The sequence below is a fragment of the Microbacterium sp. NPDC089320 genome (assembly GCF_040684875.1).
Classification (GTDB): Bacteria; Actinomycetota; Actinomycetes; order Actinomycetales; family Microbacteriaceae; genus Microbacterium.
This window is the reverse complement of record NZ_JBFBGY010000005.1, coordinates 335,642-360,420: the sequence shown is the minus strand read 5'-3', so window position 1 is coordinate 360,420 and position 24,779 is coordinate 335,642. Positions and strand designations below refer to the sequence as shown.

The following is a 24,779-nucleotide window of genomic DNA, read 5'->3' as shown; positions in this document are numbered from 1 at the left end:
TCGTTGCGCCGAAACGAAACGACGAACACCCGTCCGGTGCGATGACTTATCTAAATGCAGTCGGCGCTCGGAGGAAACGCGTGCTTACTGCACCGACCATCCCCCATCCGATGCAAGCACGGCACCGTTGATGTTCACGGCGTCGTCCGACAGCAGGAACGTGATCGACGCGGCGAGGTGCTCGGCGGTCGCGACCGTCGGGATCGCCTGCTGGAACGGGGCCAGGCGGCCGGAGCCGTACTCCGACATGTTCGGGGGCATCGGGATGCCGGTGGCGACGCCGCCCGGAGCGACGGAGTTCACGCGGATGCCCTTCGGCCCGTACATGAACGCCGCGGACTTCGTGACGCCGATGATGCCGTGCTTGCTGGCCGTGTAGGCGTTGCCCGACGCGTTGCCGCGCAGACCCGCTTCGCTAGAGACGTTGAGGATCGAGCCGCGGCCGGCCTTCTCCATGATCGGCAGAACCGCGCGCATGAGCTTGAACGGGGCGGTGAGGTTGATGGCGATCACGCGGTCCCAGACGGCATCCGTCGTCTCGCCCGCGGGGGAGAAGTCGTCGTTGATGCCGGCGACGTTCGCGAGTGCGTCGATGCGGTCGCCCGCGGCGGCGACGACGGCGTCGACCGCGTCCTGCTTCGTGAGGTCTCCGGCGACAGTGGTGATGTCAGCATCCGGCAGCTCGGCCTTGAGGGCGTCGAGCTTGTCGGAGGCGATGTCGGAAGCGATGACGCGTCCGCCTTCGCGGGCGATGCGGGATGCGGTGGCCTTGCCGATACCGGATGCTGCACCCGTGACGATCACGGTCTTGCCGGCGAAGCGTCCGGCGGTGAGCTTCTCGGTCCAGCCCTCGGACTCATCGGCCTCGGGGATCTCGCCGCCGTTGGCCGCGCGCACGAGGTCGTCGACGACCGACTGCGGCAGTGCGCCCTGGCTCATTGCGACGAGCTGCTGCAGCGGGAGTCCGAGCACGGGGGTGAGGAGCTCGGGGTCGGCGCCCGTCTGCTCGAAGAGTCCACGGATGAGTGGCCCGCCGGTCGGGTCGTTCAGCCAGTCGCCGATGGTGGAGTGTGCGGTGAGGGCCATGGTCGAGCTCCTTGAGGATTAGATTTCGCAACGGTGCGTCTACTTATGGAAAGTGTACGCCCGGAGCAACATGATTCAGTGCGCGACAAACGGTTCATGGGGTTGCACGGCGACGCACCCAAGCAGAGGGGGCGCATGAACGCAACGCGAACGCGATGCGTTCGTTGGGGAGGCTTCCATCATCCTCATATTTTCGCTGCCGCTAGCGCCAGATGATGCGCAAAGGACTCTGAGTCGGTTCCGCGAAGGGGCCCGACCTTCCCCTATGGCTTGACGTGATTGTGCACGTCGCGATGCTCAAGAAACAAAACTGCGCGGCGCCACGTCCGCGCAGTCCGGTGCCGGATCTACCTCGCATCTAGCGAAGGGAGGGCCTCAGCGATCAGGGGAGCTTCGGAAAGGAGGTCCTGAACGAGTGGCAGCACTGCGTGATCGAGCACGAAGCCATGCGATTCAGGGGCGGGACAGATGAACATCGCTGCTATTCGGGCGCAACGGGTGAGCTCGTCCTGTGAATTGAAGAGTCGGACCACGCTGCCTTCGTGCTCGCTCCACGTCTCCGCGACGGTTTCCGAGATTGCATCGATGTCGTCGAACGAAAGCCCTGCCGGGGTGCTAAAAAACGCGTTGGCTGCATCGCGCGCATTCAGCTCATCTAGCTTGAGGGTTGCGGCTGCGGCCGCCAGCAGGCCGCACCAAAGGTGGCTATCCGCCACGCCGGACAAGAACGCGTCACTTTCGGCCGAACCGGGTCTCAACCTGGAGCGCAACACCGCGAGTACCGGACCGCTATGAACCTCGAGTAGGTATCGGATCTGTTCGCGCATATGCCGTCTCTCCGAGCCGACGAGGAACCGAACCAGGAGGGATTCGACGTAGTCGGTGGCCTTTTCGGATGAAGCACGGAGCGTGACTTGCAGGCGATTTTCTGACTTCGCTAGCGCTTGTTCCTTGGCAGCCAGACCCCGGGGTGTTGCGCGTTCAACCGCTGATCGCCTTCTGGAAACGACGCCTCGCTGCTTCGCGATCATGGCGATCCGCTTCTCCCAGGCAGCGACTCTCTTGTCGGTCCAGAGTTGGCGTCCGCTACCTTCGGCGTCGGCGGGTCGATCATCCGCCAGTTCGAGCAACCCCTTCCATTTATGCAGGGTTCCGGAGCACTCATGACATGAGCACCGATGGAATGTCGCATTCTCGCACGGATCCGCGTTGCTGCCTGGTCTATGCATGTCGCTCCGTTCTTATCGAAACGCTGGCGCGTCCACTACTTCGCTAGTCTTCGCGTCCTGCCGCTGATCCCAGAATGGTGTTGAGGAGTGAGTGTAGCGCGGGGTCGCACGCGTAAATATACGTCCCAAGCATCCCTCGAGTCAGCAATACCCCGTAGATGTTCCGGATGAACGTCAGCAGGTCATCGTCCCCGAACGCATCCTTTAGGTGCCCGGTGTTCTCCTTACCCTTCTTGTCGCGATAGCTCACGCGATCAGCGACGATCCGCCCGGTTACCGGGTCGACGCAGAGGTCCGGTCCGATGATGACGCCGGCGTAATTCAGGTCGTACCCCTGGACGGTGTGTATCGAGCCGACCTCCTCGAGTGACCCCTTCGAGTTGATCCAGTCCTTGTCGGTGCCGTTCCACCGCATCCGTTCACCGTCAAGCTCGATGTCGAACGCGTCCGGATTCTTCTTCGACACCCAATCCCATGCGTATCCTGCAACGAGGCGCGAAAGACCAACCTCGGCATCCTTCTGTCGGATCGCATCGCGCATCTCTCCTAGGTCGTCGAAAAGACGGAGTTCATACTCACCCAGCTCTGGGAGCGACGGAGCTTCATCCCTCAGGAGGGCGCGTACGAACTCAACGTAATCTGCGCCAGCCTGCACGCGCATCTGGGTTGTCAGACGGAAAAAGCGGTGCGCTTCCTGAGACTCACGTATCTCGGCGCCCAGTGCCGCGGGGGAAAGATCATGAGGGCGCACGCTTTGCTCACCATCGACAACCAGAAGCTGATGTTTGCTCCGAGCCTTGATCCAGTCGAGCTGGGTATAGCGACGGTCGTCGCTTCCGAACCGAGCTTCGTTGATCTCGCGAAACTTCCTGTTCTGAGCCGCCGACGCCTGGTTGGCTCGTTGCCCGAGGCGGTGGGTCTCATCGACCAGCACGAGGTCGAATACCTCGTCCGATTCACCGAGTTGGAACGGCGACATCACCATTGCGGCGTCGAGCTTGGGGGTGTTCTTGAAGACTTTCTTCACCGAGATCCGCAGAGACTGTTGCGGAATCACGAGCGCCATACGAAGCCCCTTGAGCAACTCGCGATTTTCCGGGACAAAGAACTCCGAGAACATCGAGTCCGGCTCGATCCCGTCGCGGTCGTCGTAGTCGCGGATGTCGGCGAGCAACTTCATCAGGAAGATCGCGATGATCGTCTTGCCGGTTCCCGGATTGCCCTGGACTACCAGCGTTGATCGGGCGGCGGGGTTCTGCAGATCCTGGAGCAGCCCCTCCACGATGTCCATGATGGCAATGCCCTGGTCGTCGGTGAGAGCTTTGAAAGGCGACAGTTTGAAGAGGTCGGAATTCTCGATCTGTGGGATGCTCCGCGAGAAGAGTCCCTCCGCCCGCATCGCCTCGAACACGTCGCGAAAAGACTCGCGATAGAGGTCGCGGTCGTAGTACTGCGCGTCTGTCAGGCCGTCGTTGCCGTTGAGGATGCGATAGCGGCCCTCGCCTGAAAACCAGCGGATGAGATGGGCTTCAAGGTCGAGGCATACTGACTTGTTGAACGTGGGATCGACGACGACGCGGATCGATTCGAGGGACTCATTTTTCTTTGTGCCCGCGAGATGCTGGCGCATTCGGGTAGCGGCACTCACGGTCTCACCCACGTAGAGACCGGGCGAACTGCGTTGTACGTCACCCTCGATCACGTAGACAACCGGCCAGTTGGTGTGCCGGGTGTTATCACGCGCCCATGCGTCAACAGCGTCGCGATGGAAGGGCAGGCGCTGGATACTGAACTCTGTCACTCCGGAGCCTCAGCGAGCTTGGTGTACTTCGTCATGCGGCCTTTGGCCAGATCGACGGGGTACTTCGCCTTCGTCGACTCCAACTTCTTCATGACAATCTCGTCAAGGTCGACGCCGATCTTGTTTGCGAGATGGATGCAGTAGGTTACGACATCCGCGAGCTCCGCCTCCACCTGCTCCCGGTCATAGGCCGGCGACCACTGGAAGCACTCCAGGAGCTCGCCAGCTTCAATTGAGATGCTCTTCGCCAGATTCTCCGGCGAGTGAAATTGGTCCCAATCGCGTTCGGCCACGAACGTGCGCAGAGCGCTGAGCGTTTGATTCGACGGCATGCGAGCGACGCTAGCAGCCCCGGGACGGATTCCGGGGCGTCGCGTAGGAACCTATTCGTCGCGGTTCTTCCAAGTCGACTGCGACACTGACCGCTCCCAGCTTCGACCTGCGTGCGCTCCGTCAATCGGCAGCCATGCGCGGCGGCGTCGAGGCGGAACCTATCGGCTGTTAGCGTGCTCACGGAGGCAATCGTGACTGAGAGTCGAGTGATCGAAGTCGTTGCTGCAGTGATCGAGCAGGACGGACGGGTGCTCGCTTGCCGGCGCCGCCCCGAGAAAGCGGCCGGCGGGAAGTGGGAATTCCCCGGGGGAAAGGTTGAGCAGGGGGAGACCAACGCAGAAGCTCTCATCCGAGAAATTCGAGAAGAGCTCGGAATCCCAGTCGAGGTAACCGGGCTGCTCCGGATCGATGATACGGAGGTCGGAAGCAACGTCATCAGACTTATCTGTCTTCGTACGCGCCTACGAGGAGAAGCACCCACGACCAGCCTCGACCATGACGAGCTCCGTTGGGTCCCTCGCGGTAATTTGGTGGCGCTGGACTGGGCGGCGCCGGATCTCCCGGCTGTGGCAGAGCTCTCAGGCTCAACGACTACTCGATGACTGAGAAGCCGTCGCCGTCACGCACGATGAGGATGATCCCCAACTCTGCCAGCAGCCGCTCAAGATGTGCGACCGGTCGGCTGGGGAGCAGGATGGCTGGGATTGCGGTCCGCCCCGACTCGCGAGCCAGCAGGGCGTAGTCAAGGACCTGACCGATTGCCGCGCGGACGTACTGGCGCGCGGGTGACTTTTTCGCCTCGACAATCCAACCGGATTCTTCGACGTAGAGATCGGGTCTGACGATGGCACCTCCAGAGGCAAGTGCAAGCGTTTGAGGGGTTTCCCCACGCTCCTCAATCCAACGCCCAAAGTCGGCCTGGAGCGCGAACTCGATGCGCGACGCGAGGCGGTCGCTAGGAACCAGCGACGCACCAACAACGTAGGACGAAGATTCGGGAGCAATCCAGGAGGTCGCTCGGTCTGTCTCGATGAAGACTTCCGGTCGCGGGGCGAGCGCTTCGACGTCGGCAACAACGGGCACAAGCTTGAAGATGATCCCCTCACGGGAGTTTTTGTCGGAATCCGGGATCATCGCAATCGTGAACGCAGGGTCGCCCGTGGTGAACTCGCCTACGTATGTGACGGACGTTCCTTGCTTGGTGAACAGGCGAATGGGCCGTCCGACCTCGGCCGCGCCACGGAGTGCCGAGTTTCCGCGCGCAAACACCTGGTTCCCGTACTGGCCCTCGCCCGTGTAGAGGAACGATCCATCCTCCTGCAGCCCCTCGAGCGCGTCGTACCCATGCCTCGCGCCACTCTCGGGGCTCGTGATGATCAAGATGTCGGGGATGGACTTGGGTGTGACGATTCCACCCTGTTGTTGACCGCCGTATGCCGCGTGGATCTCTCGTCTGAGGACGGTATCGCCGATCTCGAGCGTCCACTGCTTTGGGTCGAGACCCCGCGACGAGCGCCCGATTCGAGACCGAACAAACTCTGCCTGTTCGTCGTCGAGCGCCCATCGAGTCGCTCCGTCGGGAAGTGTGCCGTAGCGCTCCCGAAGTACGTCTCGGATGCGCTTCTGATTGACGTTGAGTTCGAGCGATAGCTGCGCAGGAGTCGTGCTCACGAGTCGCAGCATATCGATATGCCAGGATCGCCAGTCTCAGGCATGGCGACACCACGACACGTGCATGCGCGGCGGCGCGCGCGTCCAATGTCCCGGTATTCCGCTATCGTCTGGATAAATGCGTGTTCAACGAAGATCGGAGTAGCGGTGGAGTTCTCGGAGCGTCTCGATTCCCTGGCGACCAAGGTGAAGAACCAGGCATCGGCAATCGGGACGGAGGAGGCGACGAAGAACGCCTTCGTCATGCCGTTCATCTCGACGATCCTCGGATATGACGTGTTCGACCCGCTGGAGGTCGTGCCCGAGTTCACCGCGGACGTGGGAACCAAGAAGGGCGAGAAGGTCGACTACGCCATCATGCGCGATGGCGAGGTCCAGATCCTCATCGAGTGCAAGCCGTCGATGGGCGCGCTCAAGATCGAGCACGCATCGCAGTTGTTCCGCTATTTTTCTGTCACCAACGCCCGAATCGCAGTCCTGACCAACGGCGTGGTCTGGCAGTTCTATACCGACCTCGACGCTCCGAACCGCATGGATGCGAAGCCGTTCCTCGTTCTGGATCTGCTCGACATTGACGAGACGCTCATCCACGAGCTCCAGAAGCTCAGCAAAGAGAGCTTCGATCTCGACTCGATCATCAGCGCCGCTGAGGAGCTCAAATACATCGGTGCCCTCAAGCGTGAGATCGCTGCTCAGTTCCGCGAGCCAACGGACGAGTGGATCAAGTTCTTCGCGACGCGCGTATATGACGGGGCTTACACCCAGAAGGTTCGGCAGCAGTTCACGACCCTAGTGAGCAAGGCGGGCCAGCAGTTCCTCACCGAGCGTGTCAATGAGCGACTCAAGACTGCGTTGGGCGTGAGCGGGGTCACGCACACCTCGACCGCAGCTGCCCCCGCAAGTGCCGAGGTGGTCGAGGCTGATCTCGATCGGGATACAGAGATCGAGACGACTCTGGAAGAGCTCGAGGGCTACCAGATCGTGAAGGCGATCGCCTGCGGTGAGGTCAAGCCGCAGCGAGTGACCCACCGCGACGCGAAGAGCTACTTCGCCGTGCTGCTTGACGACAACAACCGCAAACCGATCGCTCGGCTCCACTTCAACGGTAAGCAGAAGTACCTCGGCTTGCTCGACGAGGACAAGGTCGAGACGCGACATGCACTCGAAGAGCTGGACGAGATCTATGCGCATGCAGACTCGATCAGGGAAGCTGTTCGTCGGTACAAGGACTGACGGTACTCGGAGACTCGCGTGGCGCGGAGGATGCGGGACCCGGAGTTCGTCGCGGAGATGCGAGCCGCGGCGTTCGAACCACACATCGCGGCGGTCAACGAATTGGTGCGGGCGCTTCGTCAAGAACGCCCTGATCTCTCGATGCCGTTCGTGGCGCCGCACTACGACGCAACTAGGGCGCGAGTGCTCTCCTTGCTCTCCAACCCAGGCCCACGCGCAGACGGAGGACAGGGCTCGGGATTCCTTTCGTCGGAGAACGACGACGGGACGGCGGCGCGTCTAGGCGCTATCTATGAGCGGGTGGGAGCCGGTTCCGCCGACGTTGTGCCTTGGAACGCCTTCCCTTGGTACGTCCATGAGGCCCACCCGAATGGCTTGCCACTCTCGCTGGTCGCTGAAGGACAATCCGCGCTGCACCGCCTAATCCTCGCTGTACCGGGCATCCGCTCAGTGGTTGCGCATGGGAAGGATGCTCAGCGGGCGGCGAACTTGTACTTTCGTGATCCTGCACACCGGTCGCTAATCGAATCGCGCAGCATGCGTTCGTGGACAACTCGGCACACCGGCGACAGGGCATTCAGTGCTTCTGCGACTGAGCGAGAACGACGATTCGAAGAGATCGCCGGCGTGTACTGGGACGCTATGCAGTGGGCCGGCCTGAGACCAACGTGGATCACCGGAGTGGAGCGAGATGTTTAGCAAGATGAGGCTTGGGGTCATGACATGACGACAGTCGCGGAGCTGTTCAAAACTGCAGGCGTCAGTTATGGCGGCGTGGTGCGCTGGGGGCAACCGCCCAGTGAACGCGGCCCGGGTATCTACGTCGTCTCGTCGTCGGCGAGTGCTGATGAGGCGACAGGGCATGATGCTGCGCCACTCGATACCGCAGCGGTCTCGACTCTGGTCAGAATCCGACCTAAAGCTTCGATTGATGGGAGCCCGGCCACCGAAGCGACGATGCAGAAAAGGCTTCGTGAGATGTGGGTTCCGGGTGAACCCGTGCTCTACGTCGGGTTGGCAGGCACGAGTGTCCGCGCGCGGGTAACGCAGTACTTCAACACGAAGATCGGAGCACGAGCGCCGCATGCAGGCGGGTGGCCGATCAAGATGCTGGAGCAGGCGGCGCTGTGGGTTCATTTTGGGCCGGCGCAGGATCCCGACGCAGCCGAGACGCTCATGCTCCGCCACTTCGAGGAAAACGTCCCGCTCCATACCCGTGCGACTCTGGTCGATCAGCGCACGGCACTCCCGTTCGCGAACCTCACCCACCCGCGGGGTCTGCGCAAGAGACACGGTCTGGCTGGAGTCAAAGCCTCGCGGGCCGTTGCGGATCGAACGGCAGTGCCCACAGAACGGAAGTCCGACTGGAGAGATGCCTCGATACATGAACTTGAAGAGGGAATAACGCAGAATGTGACCTCGATCGATATCGACCGGGGACAACTACGCATTGCCAGGACGTCGAAGGCCCTGTTCCCTATAGAGCGCTCACGCGTATCGATTCGACTCATCGACGTTGTCGTCGACGCGTCTTGGGATCCGCGCGTTGGTAACGACCGAGAGCGATCCGGAGTGCTGCGCTTCCCGAAGGCGATCTTCGCTCCCCGCATTCAGCAGGGAGCACCCCGGAGAATAGTCAAGACTGCGGACGGACTGGACATTGTTTAGCGGGACTGCGGGGCGTGCGTCCCACTCGAGGCGGGGATCTGCCGATCAAGTTCATGGCCGTGTTCCTGCGAGGATGAGCCAGTGAGGTCAGTCAACACGGCATACAAGGTCGGGCGCGAGATCGGTCGTGAAGTCGGCGACGTATGGATCTCCGATGAGGTGTTGCGCCGACACGTTCGACGAACGATCGATCCGCGTATCAAGTTGTTGAGGTCCGATGAAGAAAAGACGCGGGACGGATGGGCGGGTCTACTTGCGCTGGTTGTTCCGCTGACGCTGCTTGCGGTCACCTGTACCGTCCTGCTTGTCGGGTCCTTCGAGATACCCGAGAATCTTCGGTTCCTTGAGGGGATGCGGATCTGGGCAGAGAGCCTTCCATATGTTGCGGTGATCCTCGTCACCACAGTGCTGTTGTTTATGGTTCTCCTCCTGATCTTCGCCGTCGTCAGCGCGAGCCGCCGCGCCAACGAAGTGCATCAAGCTGCTGTGACGTCGCTCTACACTGCGGCGTTTCAAGGGGCGACGGCGGTGCTCGAGAATCGGCGCCGATCCATTGGGATGCCTATCGAGCCTTCGGCACACCGAGCCTTCCCGCCGCCCTCACCGAGACCGAATGGAGTGGACGCGCGAGGCGCTGAAGAGGTTGTCGCGCAGTGGATGCGCCATATCGGCGAGGTGGACGCCGAACTCACGAGCTACACGGGCGATGGCGGGATCGACGTTCAGGGCTCGAGGAGTTTCGCTCAAGTTAAGCACTACTCGAAGTCCGTCGGCGTGGCACCCATACGCGAGCTCGCCGGGGTCGCGGCGAATGATCCACGCGGGCGTATCCCCCTGTTCTTCACGAGCAGCGGATACGCACGGGGAGCCGTCGACTTTGCAGACAGCGCGGGGATCGCGCTCTTCGTCTACAGGGCGGAGCGGGCAGGGCTTGAAGCGATGAACGCGAAGGCCAAGACTCTCATGCACAACGGAATATCCTGATCCCCCCGGTGGATATCGTCAGGTGATGCTCTCTGTCCGCGCCGTGCTCTCCGACCTCGACGGCGAGGGGTGGGGCGTATCGTCTCGCTCGGCTTCGCCGGGCTCGTTCAACGAACGAGGCTGAACTACACCCGTTCCCGCCACTCAATCCCCCGCCCAGCAATCCGCCTTCCAGCCTCATCCGCCGCAACCGGCTCCCCGACATCCGCGCCAACGTCAAGCCCGACGACCGAGTGCACGATCGTCCCGTCATACACGTGCACGAGGTTGTACCCCTGCGCGGCATCCTGCCCTCTGGTCGCCCCGACCGGCTGGGCCAGATCCTGCCCGTACGCACTCGACGAGGCCGCCGCCACCGGGATCCCCGCGAACGTCCCGAATGACGGGTGGTGCACGTGCCCCGACAGGATCCCCCGCACATCCGACCCTGCCAGCACCTCGGCCAGAGCCGACTGGTCCCGCAGCTCCACAGTGACGGCAAGGTCGAGCACGGTCGGCAGCGGCGGGTGGTGAATCAGCAGCAGCGAACCCTCCGGCGCGGGCGTCGACAACTCCTCCGCGAGCCACGCCAGCTGCGCCTCGTCGACCCGCCCCCAGTGCTCCCCGGGAACGGTGGAATCCAGCACGATCACCCGCATCCCGCCGAACCAACGCACCTCGACCACAGCATCCGACGCATCGCCGGCAAGCCCCAACTCCGTCCGCATCGCCTCACGCTCGTCGTGGTTGCCCATGGCCCAGACCACGTCACAACCCAAAGCCTCAACAGCCGGCGAAACCAACTCCCGCAACCGCCGATACGACGACGCGTCTCCCCGGTCCGCGAGATCCCCCGTGAACAACAACGCATCAGGGCGAAGCCCCGAAGCCACCAACCGGTCCAGCACAGAAGCGAGGTTCGCATCGGCATCCGCTCCACTCCCATAGAGCGGCGCACGCTCCCCGGGCAGGTGCGTGTCCGAGATGTGGACGAAGGTGTGCGATGGGCGAGAGTGCTCGGTGAGGATCATTTCTCTTCCAGTAGAACGACGAACAAATACAAGACAGAGGTCAGAGGGCCGCGGCAGTCGATCCGGGCACGAGGGTTCCGACGAACGGCTGCCGGACGGGCGACACCGAATCGGCATCCGAGGTCAGCAGCCCCTGCATGGTCTCCACAGCCGCCGCAGCAACGGCTTCCACCGGAATCCGCAGCGTCGTCAGCCCCAGCAAGTCGGCACCGGGCAGGATGCCGTCGCACCCCGTCACGCTCACATCACCCGGCACCGAAAGACCAAGAGAACGCAGCGCGCGCATCACCGCGAGCTGCCGATAGTCCGACGCGCACATCACCGCGGTCGCCCCGGCCCGCACGGCCGCAAGCGCCTCGGCAACACCCTCATCCGGCCGCGCCCCGGTCGACACCACGTCGACCCCAACTCCACCTGACGCCAACGTCGATTGCATCGCGAGCGCCCGCAGATGCTCCGGAACCGATGCCTCCTCGTTCCCCGCGAGCACGACGACCCGACGGTGCCCCAACGACACGACGTGAGACGCCAACAGCCGCCCATGCGCCGCATCGTCATAGTGCGCCGAGTGGATCCGCCCCGACGTCTCCGCACGCCCGGCGCGCAGAATCGGCACCTGGTCGGCGAACGGCTCGAGCTGCGCGGTGGTGATGCCTCCGGTCGCGACGATCAAGCCCGCGACGCGCATGCCGAGCAGCCGGTGCAGGGCGCCGACCTGCTTCGCTCCCTGCACGTCGGCGCCGATCGTGACGGTGAGCAGGTCGAGTCCGCGCTGATGCGCCTCATCCTGCAGTCGTGAGAACAGCAGACCGTACGCGGGGTTGCTCGCATCGCGCAGCATGAGTCCGACCGTGCCGGTGCGCCCGGCGGCGAGCTCGGCGGCCATCGTGTTCGGCACATATCCGAGGCGCTCGGCCGTCGCGAGAATCCGCTCTTGCGTCTCGGGCGAGAACCGGCCCTCGCCCTTGAGCGCCCGGGTCGCCGTCGCCCGCGAGACGCCGGCCGCGGTGGCGACGTCGCTGATCGTCACCCGCAGGGCGGGGCGGTCATCCGTCGAGCTCATGCGCGCGTCTTCCGAACCTTGCGGGGCGCTCCGGCGCGCGATCCTCGTCCATACACGAGATACATGGTGGCACCCATGATGATCATCAGCAGCACCGTATAGACGAACGTGATCGGCATCGCGTCGAGATTGTTCTCGCCGCGCGTGCTCTCTTGAATCGCCACACCCAGCGGTTTGAACAGCGGGTGATAGAGGAAGATCGCCGCGTCGTAGTCGTCGAGCAGGCTGTTGAAGTTCAGCGCCGTGATGGCGGCGGCCGTCGGCAGCACGAGCGGGATCAGCACGCGGCGGAACGTCGTGAGCGACTTCGCCCCGAGGATCCGCGAGGCGTCTTCGAGCGAATCGGGCACCGACGCGAACCCGGCCTTGAGCAGGCGCAGCGTGAACGGGATCTTCACGCAGATGTATGCGACGAGCAGCAGGACCGGCGTGCCGGTGAGCACGAGCCCTCCGACGATCGCCCGCGGCTCGTCGAACGCCATCACGAAGGCGAGCGCGATCAGCACGATGGGCAGGATCCACGGGATGTGCAGCACGTACTCGATCGCGCTGGTCAGCAGGTTGCGGTGCTTCTGCAGCATCCGCGCGACGAACAGCAGACCGCCGACCACGATCAGCGACGCGAGCGCGCTGTAGACGACGCTGACGATGAACGGACGGATCGCCTCGGCGCTCGAGAACACGGTGATGTAGTTGTCGAGCGTGAAGCTGTCGAGCGTGATGGAACCGGCGAGGATGCTGCGCGCATCGACGAACGAGAAGATCACGATCAGCACCACAGGGATCAGGTAGATCACCCACAGCAGATACGCGACCACGTGCACGACGACATTCGCGAACGGGTTGCGGATCTTCTGCTTCTGGATCGGCGTCGCGACCTTCGCGACCGAGAAGTACACGCCCGACTTCTCGAAGCGGTTCATGATCGCGAGCAGGATGATCGTCGCGATGCCGAGCACGATCGCCAGCAGCGCCGCGATGTCACGCGTGATCGGACTGCGCGAGAGATCGATGATGAGGGGCGCGACGGTCTGGAAGTCGGGCCCGCCGAGCACGAGCGGGGCCGTCAGCGCACCGAGTCCGATGAGGAACGTCAGCACGGTCACCGCGAACAGCATCGGCTTCATGACCGGCAGCACGATGCGGCGCAGGATCGTCCAGGTGGAGGCGCCCATGAGCTTGGCGGCCTCGATCGACGCGTAGTCGACCTTGCCGAGAGACGACGAGAGGAACAGCATGTGGTTCGTCGTGGTCGCGAAGGTCATCACGAAGACGACGGCGAAGTACCCCGAGAACCAGTCGCGGTTCATGTCGGGCCAGACGTTGACCATCATGTTCGTGAAGAACCCGAACCGGCCGTAGATGAAGTTGTATCCCGCGGCCAGCACGATGCCGCCGTAGATCAGGGTGGTGGCATAGCCGAGCCACAGGACCTTCGCGCCGCGCACCTGGAAGTACTTCGTCACCAGCACGATGAACACACCGACCACGTTCACCGTGATCGACAGCGTCACCGCGAGCAGGAAGCTGTTGCCGAGCGTCTTCAGCGCACGCTCGCTGCCGAACAGCTTCTCGACGGCGCGCAGGCTGAACTCGCCGCCGGGGAAGAACGTCTCCACGAGTAGCGCGGCGTTCGGCAGCACGAGGAAGGCCGCGGCGAACCAGATGACGACGATGCCGGTGATCCACGCGAGAGGGGAGCGGAGCATCGCCTTCACGCTGCCCGGCCGCCCCCTCTTGCGGAGCCGCGGTCCCGCCGTCTGACCCTCGACGACAGCCTGTGTCGTCAAGGAGCCGGCTTCTCCGGTCACGGCCGCTGAGGGCGGGACCGCGGGGTCTGTGGGGGTCTGGGAGTTCTGCGAGTTCTGGGGAGTCGACATGTCACGCCGCCGGGTACTGCAGGATCCACCGGGGGTCGACGTCGACGCGCACGGCATCGCCGGGATTCCACTGGCGTGCGCTCGCCGCGGCGGGCACGCTGACGCGCAGCGCCGCATCCTCCGCCGTCACCGTGTAGACGCTGTGGCTGCCGTGATACGTGCGGTCGACGATCGTGCCATCGAGCGAGGCGGATGCCGTCGAGGCGTCGCCCGCCTCAGCCAGGTGCAGCTTCTCGGGGCGCACATAGCTCTCGGCCGTGGCATCGAGCGTGCCGCCGAGACTCGTGAGCTGCGCCGGGCTGAGCCGGTTGTTCTCGCCGATGAACCGGCACACGAACGGCGTCGCGCTGCGGTCGTAGATCTCCTCGGGGGTACCGACCTGCTGCAGTGTTCCGGCATCCAGCACCGCGATGCGATCGCTGAGGGTCAGCGCCTCCTCCTGGTCGTGCGTGACATAGACGGTGGTCACGCCGACCTCGTGCTGCAGCTCTTTCAGCTGCTCGCGCAGCTGCACGCGCAGCTTCGCGTCGAGGTTCGACAGCGGCTCGTCGAGCAGCAGGATGCTGGGGGTCAGCGCGAGCGCGCGGGCGATCGCCACGCGCTGCTGCTGCCCGCCCGAGAGCTCCGACACGTGCTTGTCGAGCTGGGTCAGTGCGAGGCCGGTGCGGTCGGCGATCTCGTCGACGCGACGACGCTGCTCGGCCTTCGACGTCTTCTGGATCGAGAGGCCGAACGCGATGTTCTCGCGCACGTTCATGCTGGGGAACAGCGCGTAGTTCTGGAACACCATGCCCACGCCGCGCTTCTCGCTCGGCACGCGCGTCACATCGCGGCCGTTGATGTGGATGCGGCCGCCGGTCGGCTCGACGAACCCGGCGAGGGCGCGCAGGGCGGTGGTCTTGCCGCATCCGGACGGACCCAGGAGGGTGAAGAACTCACCCTCCTGGATCTCCAGATCGAGGTGCGAGACCGCGCGGTGATCGCCGAACGCGACCTCGACATCTTCGAAACGGATCATGCTGTCTTTCCGGTCGTCTCTTTCGTGGGGTCTCGGTCGATCAGCCGATGTACTCGAGCGTGACCTTCTCGACCCAGGCGCCGAGGTTCTCGCTTACGAAGCCGAAGTCGATGTCCTGACGGTCGAGGGTGCCCATGAGCTCGACGACCTCGGGGTTGGCCTGCTCGACCGCCCCCTCGTTGACGGGCATCGAGTTGAACTCGGCCGCGAACTCGCCCTGCACCTCGGCGCTGCCGAACCAGTCGATGAACTCCTGCGCCGTGGCCTCGTTGCCGGTGCCGGCGATCTGCGCGATCTGCTCGGTGACATACGGCACGCCGTAGTCGGGAACGATCATGCCGGTCGTCGTGCCGTACTCCTCGTCGCGAGCCGCGATGCCGCTCGAGGGGATCACGCCGTAGTCGATCTCGTCGCGGGTGATGCGGGCGTAGAGGTCGGTGCCCTCGACCGCGGGCGAGCCGTTGGCGTAGTACGACTTCACGAGGTCCCAGCCCTCATCGCTGACGCCGAGGTCGCCGTCTTCGTCGAGGTGACGGCTCAGGATGCTGGCGAGCACGAGCTGCGGGGTGGCCTGGCCGAGCGCCGGGTTGACCTCGTAGCGGCCCGCATACTCCTCGTCGGTCCACAGCTCCTCCTCGTCGGAGGGAGCGTCGGAGTTCGTGTTCTCGTCGTAGACCGTGACGATGGCCTGCTCGACGAGCGGCCAGAAGGCTCCGTCGGCCGGGTCGCCGGCATCCGCGGGAACCTCTCCGCTCCACTCGGGCTCATAGGCGGTGATCGCCTCTTCGGCCTTGAGCTGCTCGAAGAACATGTTGTTCAGACCGAACACCACATCGCCGACCGGGTTGTTCTTCTCGGCGATGATGCGGTTGGTGAGGTCGGCGCCGCCGAGGCCCACGATCTCGATGTCGATGCCGGCATCCGCTGCCTTCTCGGTGATCCACTCGCCACGGCCGTCGCTGTTCGAGTTCGTGTAGACGATGAGCGTCGCATCCGACTCGCCGTCGCTCGAGCCGCCGTCGGACTCGGTGCTGCCCCCTGAGCAGCCGGTAAGGGTCACGGCCGCCACGGCAGCGATTCCCAGCAGAGTCCAGCGCTTCTTTCGGATGTCGACCATGGCCGCCCTTTCTCGTCATCGAGGTATGTCTGATCTGACCTTACCCCGGTTTTGTGGTGTTCGTACAACAACCGCCAGGTTTCTTAGCCGCGTTCGCGCGACCGCACTCAAGATAGGCCGCGGAGATGAACGCACGGGGAGCGCCGGGTGAACGGGGTGGGACACGGGGTGGGGTCGCGGATGCGGAAGTGGCCCCGGGTGTGGTGTGGCGCCGGTGGGTGGTCAGTTACGCATCGGAAATGGGCGTGGGGGATGCGGAAGTGGCCCCGCATGCGGTGCGGGGTGCGGAAGTGGCCCCGCATGCGGTGCGGGGTGCGGAAGTGGCCCCGCGTGCAACGCAGCGCCGGTGGGGGTGGTCAGTTACGCTCCGGAAACGGGCGTGGGGGATGCGGAAGTGGCCCCGCACGCGGTGCGGAGTGCGGAAGTGGCCCCGCGTGGCCGTCCGTGCTGTCGTCAGTCGCGCTCTCCGGCGTCGTCGCGGCGCCTGCGGCTGACGAACGGCGCGAGGATCGTGCCGCCGATGCAGGCGCCCAGCACGGCGCCGATGCCTAGTCCGAGCAGCTGATTCTCGAGGATCAGCGCCGTGAGAGGTGCTGCGATGACCGCTCCGATCGCGGCACCGATGACGATGCCCATGCGGGTCGGCTTCGGCGGCGGGGTCTGCGGAGCGGTCATGGTTCGAGACTACGGCCGGGCGGATGCGGCCCGACGACCCGGGCTTGCTCGACGACTGGGGATCGAGGGGGCGCTCAGGCGGAGAACGCGGGCACGGCCTCGATCAGCATCCGCGTGTACTCCTCCTGCGGAGCCGTGAAGATCTGCGCGGCGTCTGCGCACTCGACGAGCTTGCCGTGCTTGAGAACGGCGACGCGGTCGGCGGTCTCGGCGACGACACCGAGGTCGTGCGTGATGAAGAGGTAGCTCAGCTCGCGCTCGCGCTGCAGTTCGTCGAGCAGGGCCAGGATCTGCGCCTGCACCGACACGTCGAGCGCGGAGACGGCCTCGTCGAGCACGAGGAACTCGGGGTCGAGCGCGAGGGCGCGGGCGATCGCGACGCGCTGCCGCTGGCCGCCCGACAGCTCGTCGGGGTAGCGGCCCAGCATCCCGTCGGGAAGGGCGACCTGCTCCGACAGCTCGACCGCGCGCTTCGACCGCGACTGCCGGTCGCCCTCTCCGAACGACAGCAGCGGCTCGGTGATGAGCTGCTCGATGGTCATGCGGGGGTTCAGCGAGTCGAACGGGCTCTGGTAGACCATCTGGAAGCGCCGGCGCAGCTGACGCAGCTTCTCGCCCTTGAGATGCGTGATGTCCTCACCCGCGAAGGAGATGGATCCCGAGGTGGGCTCTTCGAGGCGCAGCACGAGGCGCGCGAGCGTGCTCTTGCCCGAACCCGACTCGCCCACGACGGCGAGGGTCTCGCCCCGGCGCACCTCGAGCGAGACGGCGTCGACGGCCGTCAGCGAGCGCCGCTCGCCCTCGCCCTTGGGCAGCGGGAAGACCTTGGTGAGATCCGTGACCCGCACGATCGGTTCGCCGCCGAACTCGATGCGGGCCTGGGTCGATTCGGTGCGCCGCTCGTGCGCGCTCAATCGCGGTGCGGCGGCGATGAGCTTGCGGGTGTACTCGTGCGTCGGCGCGGTCATGACCTGCGCCGCGGGACCGGAGTCGACGATCTCGCCCTGCTTCATGACGACGACCCGGTCGGCCCGCTCGGCCGCCATGCCCAGGTCGTGCGTGATGAGCAGGATCGCGGTGCCCAGCTCCTGCGTCAGGTTCGCCAGGTGATCGAGGATCTGCTTCTGCACCGTGACGTCGAGGGCGCTCGTCGGCTCGTCGGCGATGATCAGGCTGGGCTGCGCGGCCAGGGCTCCCGCGATCAGCGCGCGCTGCTTCATGCCGCCCGAGAACTGGTGCGGATACTGCTTCGCCCGCTCGGCCGGATACGTCAGCCCCGCCATCTCGAGCAGCTCGACCGCACGATCGTGCGCCTCGTGCTTGGTCGCGAGTCCGTGCACGAGCAGGGGCTCCGCCACCTGCACGCCCACGCGCCGCACGGGGTTGAGCGACAGGGCCGGGTCTTGCGGTACCAGTCCGATCAGACGACCCCGGATGCTGCGCCAGCGGCGCTCGCTCAGCGGGATCAGGTCTTCGCCGTCGAACTCGATGCGCCCGCCGGTCACCTCGGCGTTCGGTGCGAGGAGGTTCATGATCGACTGCGCCACGGTGCTCTTGCCGGACCCGGACTCGCCCACGATCGCGACGACCTCGCCACGACCCACGCTGAGGTTCACGCCTCGCACCGCATCGACCTCGCGGTCACCGATGCGATAGGCGACGCGCAGATCCTCGACGCGCAGGATGTCGTCTCGTGTGGCGCTCGGTCCGCTGCCGGTCGGGTGGGCGGACTCGCCGAGTCTGGCGGACTCGTCGGCTCTCGCGGCGATGTCGTTCGGCATGCGTCCTCCTCGTCGAGCACGGGTCGTGCCATCAGCACTGGTCATCTTCTCGTTCACGCTAGGCGTGGGGATTCATCCGGATCAAGCGCCACATCGGCATTGGGCAATGCGCGCGCTGCATCGATCGGCTGCATCGATCGACTGCATCGATCGACTGCATCGATCGGCTGCATCGGTCAGTCGTCGCGATCCACGTCGTCGATGAGATTCAGCAGCCGTTCGACGAGGGGATTGTGCGACTCGGAGTTCCAGGCGATGTCGAGCTCGACGCTGTTGACCCGCGACGACGGGTCTGTCTCGCTGATCGGCAGCAGTGTGACGGTGTCGGGAGAGATGCGCCCCGCAGACTCGGGCACCAGCGTGAATCCGATGCCGGCGCTGACCATCGCGAGCAGGGCGGGAACCTGCCCGGCATACTGCACGATGTGCGGATGCACCCCGCTGGCGACGAACATCGACAGCAGCAGGTCGTGGAAGTAGCGCGCGCCGCTCGGCGAGTACATCAGCAGCGACTCGTCTTTGAGGTCGATGAGCTTCACCGGCTCGCCGCGCTGGGCGAGGGCCGAGTCGCTGGGGAGCGCCACCGCCAGCCGCTCCCGATAGACCGCACGGCTGCCGATGTGCGGCCTCGCGAGCAGGGGTCGCATCAGGCCGATGTCGACCGTGCCCTTCTCGAGCTCCTCGACCTGATCGAGTGAGACGAGTTCGCGCAGCAGCAGCGTGACCCCGGGCAGCTCGGTCGAGGCGCGTCGCAGCAGGTCGGGTACGACGGCCTGTCCGGCCATCGCGGTGTAGGCGATCGTGACGGTGCCGGCGGCTCCCTCGCCCACCGAGCGCACGTCGGAGACGGCCTTCGCCGCGAGGTCGATCAGGCGTCGCGCGTTGGGAAGCAGGGCGCGTCCGGCCTGGGTCAGCACGACACGGCGACTGGTGCGGTCGAACAGCCGCGTCGACAGCTCGCGTTCGAGCTGCTGGATCTGGCGGCTGAGCGGCGGCTGCGTCATCTTGAGCCTGGTCGCGGCCGCCCCGAAGTGCAGTTCCTCCGCCACGGCGATGAAGCATTCGAGCTGTACCAGCGAGATCATCGATCCACTCCCGACATCAATCAGTGCGTCTTTTGGTTTGTCTGCGCATTCGTCCCCACCATAGTGTCGAAGCAGCTCGATGACGCGGAATCCCGGATGCGGGGGTCCACGGAATCTCACCGACGGAGGCGTGATGTCCGAAGAGTTCCTGCTGTCAGTCCCCGCGGCCACGCGGCTGCCCGAGAACGCCGTGCGGTCGATCCGCATCACCCCGGTGGCGTTCCAGGATCCGCCGCTGCTCAACACCGTCGGTGTGCACGAGCCGCTCGCCCTGCGGGCCATCGTGCAGCTGACCACGGAGTCGGGAGTGCTCGGGCTCGGCGAGACCTATGGCGATGCGGCACACCTGCAGCGTCTGCGGGTCGCCGCCGAGGCGGTGCTGGGCTGCGACGTGTTCGCGATCAACGATCTGCGGATGCGGGTCGAGCGCAGCGTCGCCACCGACGCCGTCCGCGGCGGCCACGGCATGTCGGGCATGGTCACCGGCACGAGCACGGGCGACCGGGTGCTCTCGCCGTTCGACGTCGCGACCGTCGACATCCGCGGCAAGCTGCTCGGCGTGCCGGCCAGTGAACTTCTCGGCGGGCGCGTGCGCGATGCGGTGCCCTTCAGCGGCTACCTCTTCTACAAGTGGGCCGGCCACCCCGGGGCCGACGCCGACGACTGGGGCGAGGCGGTCACCCCCGACGGCATCGTGGCCCAGGCTCGTCGCATCGTCGATGACTACGGCTTCACCGCGCTCAAGCTCAAGGCCGGGGTGTTCGCTCCCGACGAGGAGATCGCGGCGATACTCGCCCTGCGCGAGGCCTTTCCCGATCACCCGCTGCGCATCGATCCGAACGGCGCCTGGACCGTCGAGACCTCGCTGCACGTCGCTGACGCGCTGAAGGACGTGCTCGAGTACCTCGAAGACCCCACGCCGGGGCTCGAGGGCATGGCCGAGGTGCGCCGCCACACCGATCTGCCGCTCGCGACCAACATGTGCGTCGTCGCGTTCTCGCACATCGCGGATGCCGTGCGCCTCGGCGCGATCGACATCGTGCTCTCCGACCACCACTTCTGGGGCGGGCTCGAGCGCTCGCGCCTGCTCGCGGGCTTCGCCGAGACCTTCGGCTGGGGGCTGTCGATGCACTCGAACTCGCACCTCGGCATCAGTCTCGCCGCGATGACCCACCTCGCCGCGGCGACCCCGGGCGTCGGCTACGCGTGCGACACCCACTGGCCCTGGAAGCGCGAGGATGAGGACGTCATCGCTCCGGGCGTGCTGGCGTTCCGCGACGGGTCGCTGGCCGTGCCGACCGCGCCGGGACTCGGCGTCGAGCTCGACCCCGATGCCCTCGAGCGCCTGCACCGGCAGTACGTCGACGGCGGCATCCGCGAGCGTGACGACACCGGCTACATGCAGCGCATCGACCCCGGATACGTGCTCGAAAGCCCCCGCTGGTGACCGCGCCGCTGCGCATCGCCGTCACGGATCCGATCATGTCGGCGTTCGCCGACGATCTGCGACGCACCGCGCGCGAGCACGAGTGGGTGTTCGCCGACCTCGACGTACCGGGCTCTGCCAGGGCCGCGATCGACGGCGCCGACGTCGTCGTCTGCTCGCGGCTCACCCTCGATGACATGACAGGCGGCGACCGCGTGCGACTCGTGCACGCGACGGGCGCGGGAGTCGACCGGGTGGATGCCGGTGCCGTGCCCGACGGCGTGGCGCTGTGCAACACCGGCCACCACGGCGCCGCGATCGCCGAGCACGTGATCATGACCGCCCTCATGCTGCGCCGCCGAGTGCTCGACACCGACGCCGAGATGCGTCGGGGGGAGTGGCGCACGATCGCGACCGCCGACGCCCCGTACCACCGCTCGCTCGCCGGCAGCACTCTGGGGCTGGTCGGCTTCGGCGAGATCGGCCGCTCCGTTGCCCACCTCGCGAAGGCCTTCGGCATGCGCGTGATCGCCATGCGTCGGCATCCGGACGCGGGCGGCGCAGGCACCGAGCTGCTCGACCACGTCTACGGCGAGGATCAGCTGTATGCGCTGCTGCGAGAGAGCGATGTCGTCGTCGTCACGGCGCCCCTCACCGACAGCACGCGCGGCATGATCGACGCCGACGCGCTCGCCCAGCTGAACCCCGAGGCTCTGGTCATCAACGTGGCCCGTGGCGCACTCATCGACGAAGACGCGCTCTACGACGCCCTCAGCGCGGGGCGTCTCGGGGGAGCCGCGATCGACGTGTGGTGGGGTGCGCCCGAGGGCACGACCGCGCCACCGGCGGTGCAGCGTTTCGCCGGGCTCGACCGGGTCGTGCTGACCCCGCACTACTCGGGTCACGCCCGTGAGGTCTTCGTCGCGCGCGCCGCCGACATCGCCCGCAACATCGACCTGCTCGACGCCGGCCTCCCGCTCGAGCGCCGCGTGCGCTGAGGCACCCGGCATCCGCGTCAGAACAGCTCTAGCAGGCGGGTGACGATCAGCGTCAGCGCGCCCAGAGCGGATGCCGCGAGAGCGATCGCGCGTGTGCGCCGGCGGTTGAGGAACCGGTTCACGAATCGCGACAGCACGACGCCGGCGACCGCGACGGGAGCCATCCACGCGGCCGTGGCGAGGGCGTGCGGCGGCACCGCGCCCCACAGGAACAGGGCGACGAGCGACAGCGACGAGCCGACCAGGAAGAACGCCGACATCGTGCCGCGCAGCCGCGGCCCCTCGGACCCCTGCCAGATGATCGCCATGGGCGCCCCGCCCACCGACGTCGTGGTGCCCATGACTCCCGAGAGCGCCCCGGCGACAGCCTGCGTCGTCCGCGTCACCCTCGGGCGCCAGCCGCGCAGCGACACGACGACTCCCAGCAGCACGACGACCGCGACCGCCCACGAGAGCACCGTCGCCGACATCACGGTGACGAGTCCCGCCCCGACGACGGTTCCCGGCACCCTGCCCGCCAATGCCCAGCCGGCCCCTCGGAGGTCGAGGGCCGCGCGATCCATCACCGCCACGATCAGCGTCACCACCATCGCCAGCATGATCACGAGCACCGGCAGCAGCGTCGTGTCGATCAGGGCGATGAACGGCGCCGCCAGCATCCCCATACCGAACCCGATCGAGCCCTGCAGGCAGCTGGCGACGAGGATGACCGCGGCCAGCAGTGCGAACTCGACGGGCGTCACAGGATCAGCGTCGCGGAGCGATCGAGCCGATCAGGCGACGGCGCTTCTTGCTCTGCAGGCGCCAGCGCTGCCCGGGGTCGGTCGCGAGACGCAGCCACGCGGCCAGCACGTTCGCGCACACCGTGGTGATGACGATCGCGAGACCGGGGAGCACCGACTGCCACCACGCCTCGGCGAGGTACTGGCGTCCCTGCGAGACCATGAGGCCCCAGCTCACGTCGGGCGGCTGGATGCCGATGCCGAGGAAGCTCAGCGACGACTCCGCCAGCATCACGTAGCAGAACTCGAGTGTCGCGAGCGTGACCAGCGTGGGCAGGGCGTTCGGGACGATGTGACGGAAGACGATGGCCCTGTTCGTGGCCCCGAAGTTCGTCGCGGCGTCGACGAACATGCGCGAGCGCAGCTCGGCGGCATCCGCTCGTGCGGTGCGCAGGTAGAGAGGGATGCGGGTGATCGCGAGCACGAGCACGATGTTCGCCGCGCTGGGGTTGAACACGTACAGGATCACCACGGCGAGCAGCAGCGAGGGGAAGCTCATGATGACGTCCGCGATGCGCATCGACACCGACTCGCGCCATCCGCGGTGGAAGCCCGCCCACAGCCCCCAGATCGAGCCGACGATCGCCGACACGAGCACGGCGGCGGCGGCCACGCCCAGGGTCGTTCCCGCCGCGGTGATGATGCGGGCGAGCAGGCTGCGACCCAGCGAGTCGCTGCCGAGGATGTACTCCCACCCGAGCTCCAGGCTGAACGGGGGCATGTTGCGCGCGCTGAGGTCCTGCTTCTGCGCCATCTCGCCGAACAGCGACGGACCGACGATCGCGGTCAGCACGATGAACGACAGCACGATGGCGGCCGCGGTGGCGACCTTGTCTTTCAGCAGCAGCTGCCAGAGGTTGGCGCGACCCGACGAGCGGGATCCACGCGCCTTCTGCGTGAGGACGGTGACGGTCGATGCGTTGTCAGACATTCGTCAGCACCTCTGCCTTCGTGTCGGAGAGCGCCCCGGGGCCGCGGCGACGGGCCTTGGCGCCAGAGGTCGGCCGCACCCGGGGATCGAGCAGCGCATAGCCGAGGTCGATGATGATGTTGAGGGCGAAGATCGCCAGTGCGGTGATCAGCACCGCGGCCTGCAGCACTGCGAAGTCGCGCTGCAGGATCGAGTCGATCATGAGCTTGCCGATGCCCGGCCACCCGAAGATCGACTCGACGACGACGGCGCCGTTGATGAGGCCGACGGTCAGGTCACCGGCCACCGTGAGGGCGGGCGCGGCCGCGTTGCGCAGCGCGTGCTTCTGCACGATGTACATCTGGCCGGCACCGCGACTGCGGGCGACCTGGATGTAGGGCTGGCCGAGGACGGTGACCATCGACCCGCGCACGACCTGGGCGAGCACGCCGACCGGTCGCAGCATGAGCGTGGCCACCGGCAGGATCCACACGAGCGCTCCCTCGGTGCCGGAGGTCGGCAGCCACCCCAGGGTGATCGCGAAGATCCAGATGCCGAGGATGGCCACCCAGAAGTCGGGCACGCTGGCAGCCGTCATCGAGAAGAAGCTCACGATGCGGTCGGCGATGCCGTTCGGCTTCAGCGACGCCCAGCTGCCGAGCACCACGGCGACGACGATCGCGAGGACCATCGTCACCGCGGCGAGCTGGAGTGTGGCGGGGAAGGCCCGCAGCGCCATCTCGGCGGCGGATTCCCCGGTGCGCAGCGACACACCGAAGTCGAGCTGCAGGACGCCGAGGAAGTAGTCGCCCATCTGCTGCCACAGCGGCTGGTCGAAGCCGTTCCGCGCGGCGAAGTCCTCGCGCATCTGCTCGGTGGCGTTCAGCGGCAGGTACAGCTGCGACGGATCGCCGGTGAGACGGGCGAGCACGAAGACACCCAGTACGACGGCGATCAGCGGCAGTGCGCTCTGCAGGATCCGCTTTCTCAGGTAGGTCCACATGGTCGCCCGCCTCTCCCTCTCGCCCG

At 65.8% G+C, this 24,779-nt stretch carries 22 protein-coding genes; 6 read left to right on the top strand and 16 right to left on the bottom strand.

The genetic code is table 11. The features are described 5' to 3' along the window. Window positions 1–84: 84 nt before the first annotated feature. The 4 genes from AB0N61_RS15770 to AB0N61_RS15755 form a co-directional block, all read right to left on the bottom strand. The gene (locus tag AB0N61_RS15770) at window positions 85–1,086 is read right to left on the bottom strand and encodes an SDR family NAD(P)-dependent oxidoreductase (protein ID WP_363365289.1); all 1,002 of its coding nucleotides are present in this window, start codon (window positions 1,084–1,086) and stop codon (window positions 85–87) included. A gap of 347 nt (window positions 1,087–1,433) precedes the next feature. Beyond that, complete coding sequence (locus tag AB0N61_RS15765) at window positions 1,434–2,216, bottom strand: hypothetical protein (protein WP_363365288.1); 783 nt, start codon at window positions 2,214–2,216, stop codon at window positions 1,434–1,436. Between the two features lie 142 nt (window positions 2,217–2,358). Beyond that, on the bottom strand, window positions 2,359–4,116 hold the full coding sequence (locus tag AB0N61_RS15760) for a DNA/RNA helicase domain-containing protein (protein WP_363365287.1): 1,758 nt from the start codon (window positions 4,114–4,116) through the stop codon (window positions 2,359–2,361). Further along, on the bottom strand, window positions 4,113–4,448 hold the full coding sequence (locus tag AB0N61_RS15755; RefSeq protein ID WP_363365286.1) for a nucleotide pyrophosphohydrolase: 336 nt from the start codon (window positions 4,446–4,448) through the stop codon (window positions 4,113–4,115). Before AB0N61_RS15755 ends, AB0N61_RS15760 begins: the two co-directional genes overlap by 4 nt. Window positions 4,449–4,559: 111 nt before the next feature. Here AB0N61_RS15755 and AB0N61_RS15750 point away from each other — a divergent pair, with 111 nt between their 5' ends. Continuing rightward, on the top strand, window positions 4,560–5,051 hold the full coding sequence (locus AB0N61_RS15750) for a (deoxy)nucleoside triphosphate pyrophosphohydrolase (protein WP_363365285.1): 492 nt from the start codon (window positions 4,560–4,562) through the stop codon (window positions 5,049–5,051). On the opposite strand, the gene AB0N61_RS15745 is transcribed toward AB0N61_RS15750, so the two are convergent. Further along, window positions 5,041–6,120: a hypothetical protein gene (locus AB0N61_RS15745; protein WP_363365284.1), complete on the bottom strand. Its 1,080-nt coding sequence runs from the start codon at window positions 6,118–6,120 to the stop codon at window positions 5,041–5,043. The two genes, AB0N61_RS15750 and AB0N61_RS15745, sit on opposite strands and share 11 nt — an antisense overlap. A 147-nt stretch (window positions 6,121–6,267) precedes the next feature. Between AB0N61_RS15745 and AB0N61_RS15740 the strand changes: the two genes are divergently transcribed. The 3 genes from AB0N61_RS15740 (at window position 6,268) to AB0N61_RS15730 (ending at window position 10,005) form a co-directional block, all read left to right on the top strand. Further along, a complete protein-coding gene (locus tag AB0N61_RS15740; RefSeq protein WP_363365399.1) occupies window positions 6,268–7,353 on the top strand; it encodes a type I restriction endonuclease in 1,086 nt (361 codons plus the stop codon). Window positions 7,354–8,076: 723 nt separating this feature from the next. Next, entirely contained in the window at window positions 8,077–9,021 is a 945-nt protein-coding gene (locus tag AB0N61_RS15735; RefSeq protein ID WP_363365283.1) for a hypothetical protein, read from the top strand. Between the two features lie 81 nt (window positions 9,022–9,102). Then, window positions 9,103–10,005: a restriction endonuclease gene (locus tag AB0N61_RS15730; RefSeq protein WP_363365282.1), complete on the top strand. Its 903-nt coding sequence runs from the start codon at window positions 9,103–9,105 to the stop codon at window positions 10,003–10,005. Between the two features lie 125 nt (window positions 10,006–10,130). Here AB0N61_RS15730 and AB0N61_RS15725 read toward each other — a convergent pair whose 3' ends face one another. From AB0N61_RS15725 to AB0N61_RS15690, 8 genes are all read right to left on the bottom strand, one after another. Next, a complete protein-coding gene (locus AB0N61_RS15725; RefSeq protein WP_363365281.1) occupies window positions 10,131–11,015 on the bottom strand; it encodes a metallophosphoesterase in 885 nt (294 codons plus the stop codon). A gap of 40 nt (window positions 11,016–11,055) precedes the next feature. Next, on the bottom strand, window positions 11,056–12,078 hold the full coding sequence (locus tag AB0N61_RS15720; protein ID WP_363365280.1) for a LacI family DNA-binding transcriptional regulator: 1,023 nt from the start codon (window positions 12,076–12,078) through the stop codon (window positions 11,056–11,058). Then, the gene (locus tag AB0N61_RS15715) at window positions 12,075–13,787 is read right to left on the bottom strand and encodes an iron ABC transporter permease (RefSeq protein WP_363365279.1); all 1,713 of its coding nucleotides are present in this window, start codon (window positions 13,785–13,787) and stop codon (window positions 12,075–12,077) included. The genes AB0N61_RS15720 and AB0N61_RS15715 overlap by 4 nt, the downstream gene beginning before the upstream one ends. 172 nt (window positions 13,788–13,959) lie before the next feature. After that, window positions 13,960–14,976 carry an ABC transporter ATP-binding protein gene (locus AB0N61_RS15710; protein ID WP_363365278.1) on the bottom strand — a complete coding sequence of 339 codons (1,017 nt, stop codon included), beginning with the start codon at window positions 14,974–14,976 and terminating at the stop codon, window positions 13,960–13,962. A 40-nt stretch (window positions 14,977–15,016) separates the two neighbouring features. After that, window positions 15,017–16,093, bottom strand: coding sequence for an extracellular solute-binding protein (locus AB0N61_RS15705; protein WP_363365277.1), 1,077 nt, complete (start codon window positions 16,091–16,093; stop codon window positions 15,017–15,019). Window positions 16,094–16,546: 453 nt separating this feature from the next. After that, the gene (locus AB0N61_RS15700) at window positions 16,547–16,768 is read right to left on the bottom strand and encodes a hypothetical protein (RefSeq protein WP_363365276.1); all 222 of its coding nucleotides are present in this window, start codon (window positions 16,766–16,768) and stop codon (window positions 16,547–16,549) included. A 74-nt stretch (window positions 16,769–16,842) separates the two neighbouring features. Next, window positions 16,843–18,549, bottom strand: a complete 1,707-nt coding sequence (locus AB0N61_RS15695) for an ABC transporter ATP-binding protein (protein ID WP_363365275.1) — start codon at window positions 18,547–18,549, stop codon at window positions 16,843–16,845. 176 nt (window positions 18,550–18,725) lie between these two features. Continuing rightward, complete coding sequence (locus tag AB0N61_RS15690; protein ID WP_363365274.1) at window positions 18,726–19,634, bottom strand: LysR substrate-binding domain-containing protein; 909 nt, start codon at window positions 19,632–19,634, stop codon at window positions 18,726–18,728. Between the two features lie 133 nt (window positions 19,635–19,767). Between AB0N61_RS15690 and AB0N61_RS15685 the strand changes: the two genes are divergently transcribed. Together AB0N61_RS15685 and AB0N61_RS15680 are read left to right on the top strand one after the other, a co-directional pair. Beyond that, window positions 19,768–21,081 (top strand): glucarate dehydratase family protein, encoded by a 1,314-nt coding sequence (locus AB0N61_RS15685; protein WP_363365272.1) that lies wholly within the window; start codon window positions 19,768–19,770, stop codon window positions 21,079–21,081. Continuing rightward, the gene (locus AB0N61_RS15680; protein WP_363365271.1) at window positions 21,078–22,058 is read left to right on the top strand and encodes a 2-hydroxyacid dehydrogenase; all 981 of its coding nucleotides are present in this window, start codon (window positions 21,078–21,080) and stop codon (window positions 22,056–22,058) included. Before AB0N61_RS15685 ends, AB0N61_RS15680 begins: the two co-directional genes overlap by 4 nt. 17 nt (window positions 22,059–22,075) lie before the next feature. On the opposite strand, the gene AB0N61_RS15675 is transcribed toward AB0N61_RS15680, so the two are convergent. The 3 genes from AB0N61_RS15675 to AB0N61_RS15665 are packed head-to-tail and all read right to left on the bottom strand — an operon-like array spanning window position 22,076 to window position 24,753. Further along, window positions 22,076–22,801: a sulfite exporter TauE/SafE family protein gene (locus tag AB0N61_RS15675; protein WP_363365270.1), complete on the bottom strand. Its 726-nt coding sequence runs from the start codon at window positions 22,799–22,801 to the stop codon at window positions 22,076–22,078. A 4-nt stretch (window positions 22,802–22,805) separates the two neighbouring features. Next, window positions 22,806–23,771 carry an ABC transporter permease gene (locus AB0N61_RS15670; RefSeq protein WP_363365269.1) on the bottom strand — a complete coding sequence of 322 codons (966 nt, stop codon included), beginning with the start codon at window positions 23,769–23,771 and terminating at the stop codon, window positions 22,806–22,808. After that, window positions 23,764–24,753 (bottom strand): ABC transporter permease, encoded by a 990-nt coding sequence (locus AB0N61_RS15665; RefSeq protein ID WP_363365268.1) that lies wholly within the window; start codon window positions 24,751–24,753, stop codon window positions 23,764–23,766. The genes AB0N61_RS15670 and AB0N61_RS15665 overlap by 8 nt, the downstream gene beginning before the upstream one ends. Window positions 24,754–24,779: the final 26 nt, after the last annotated feature.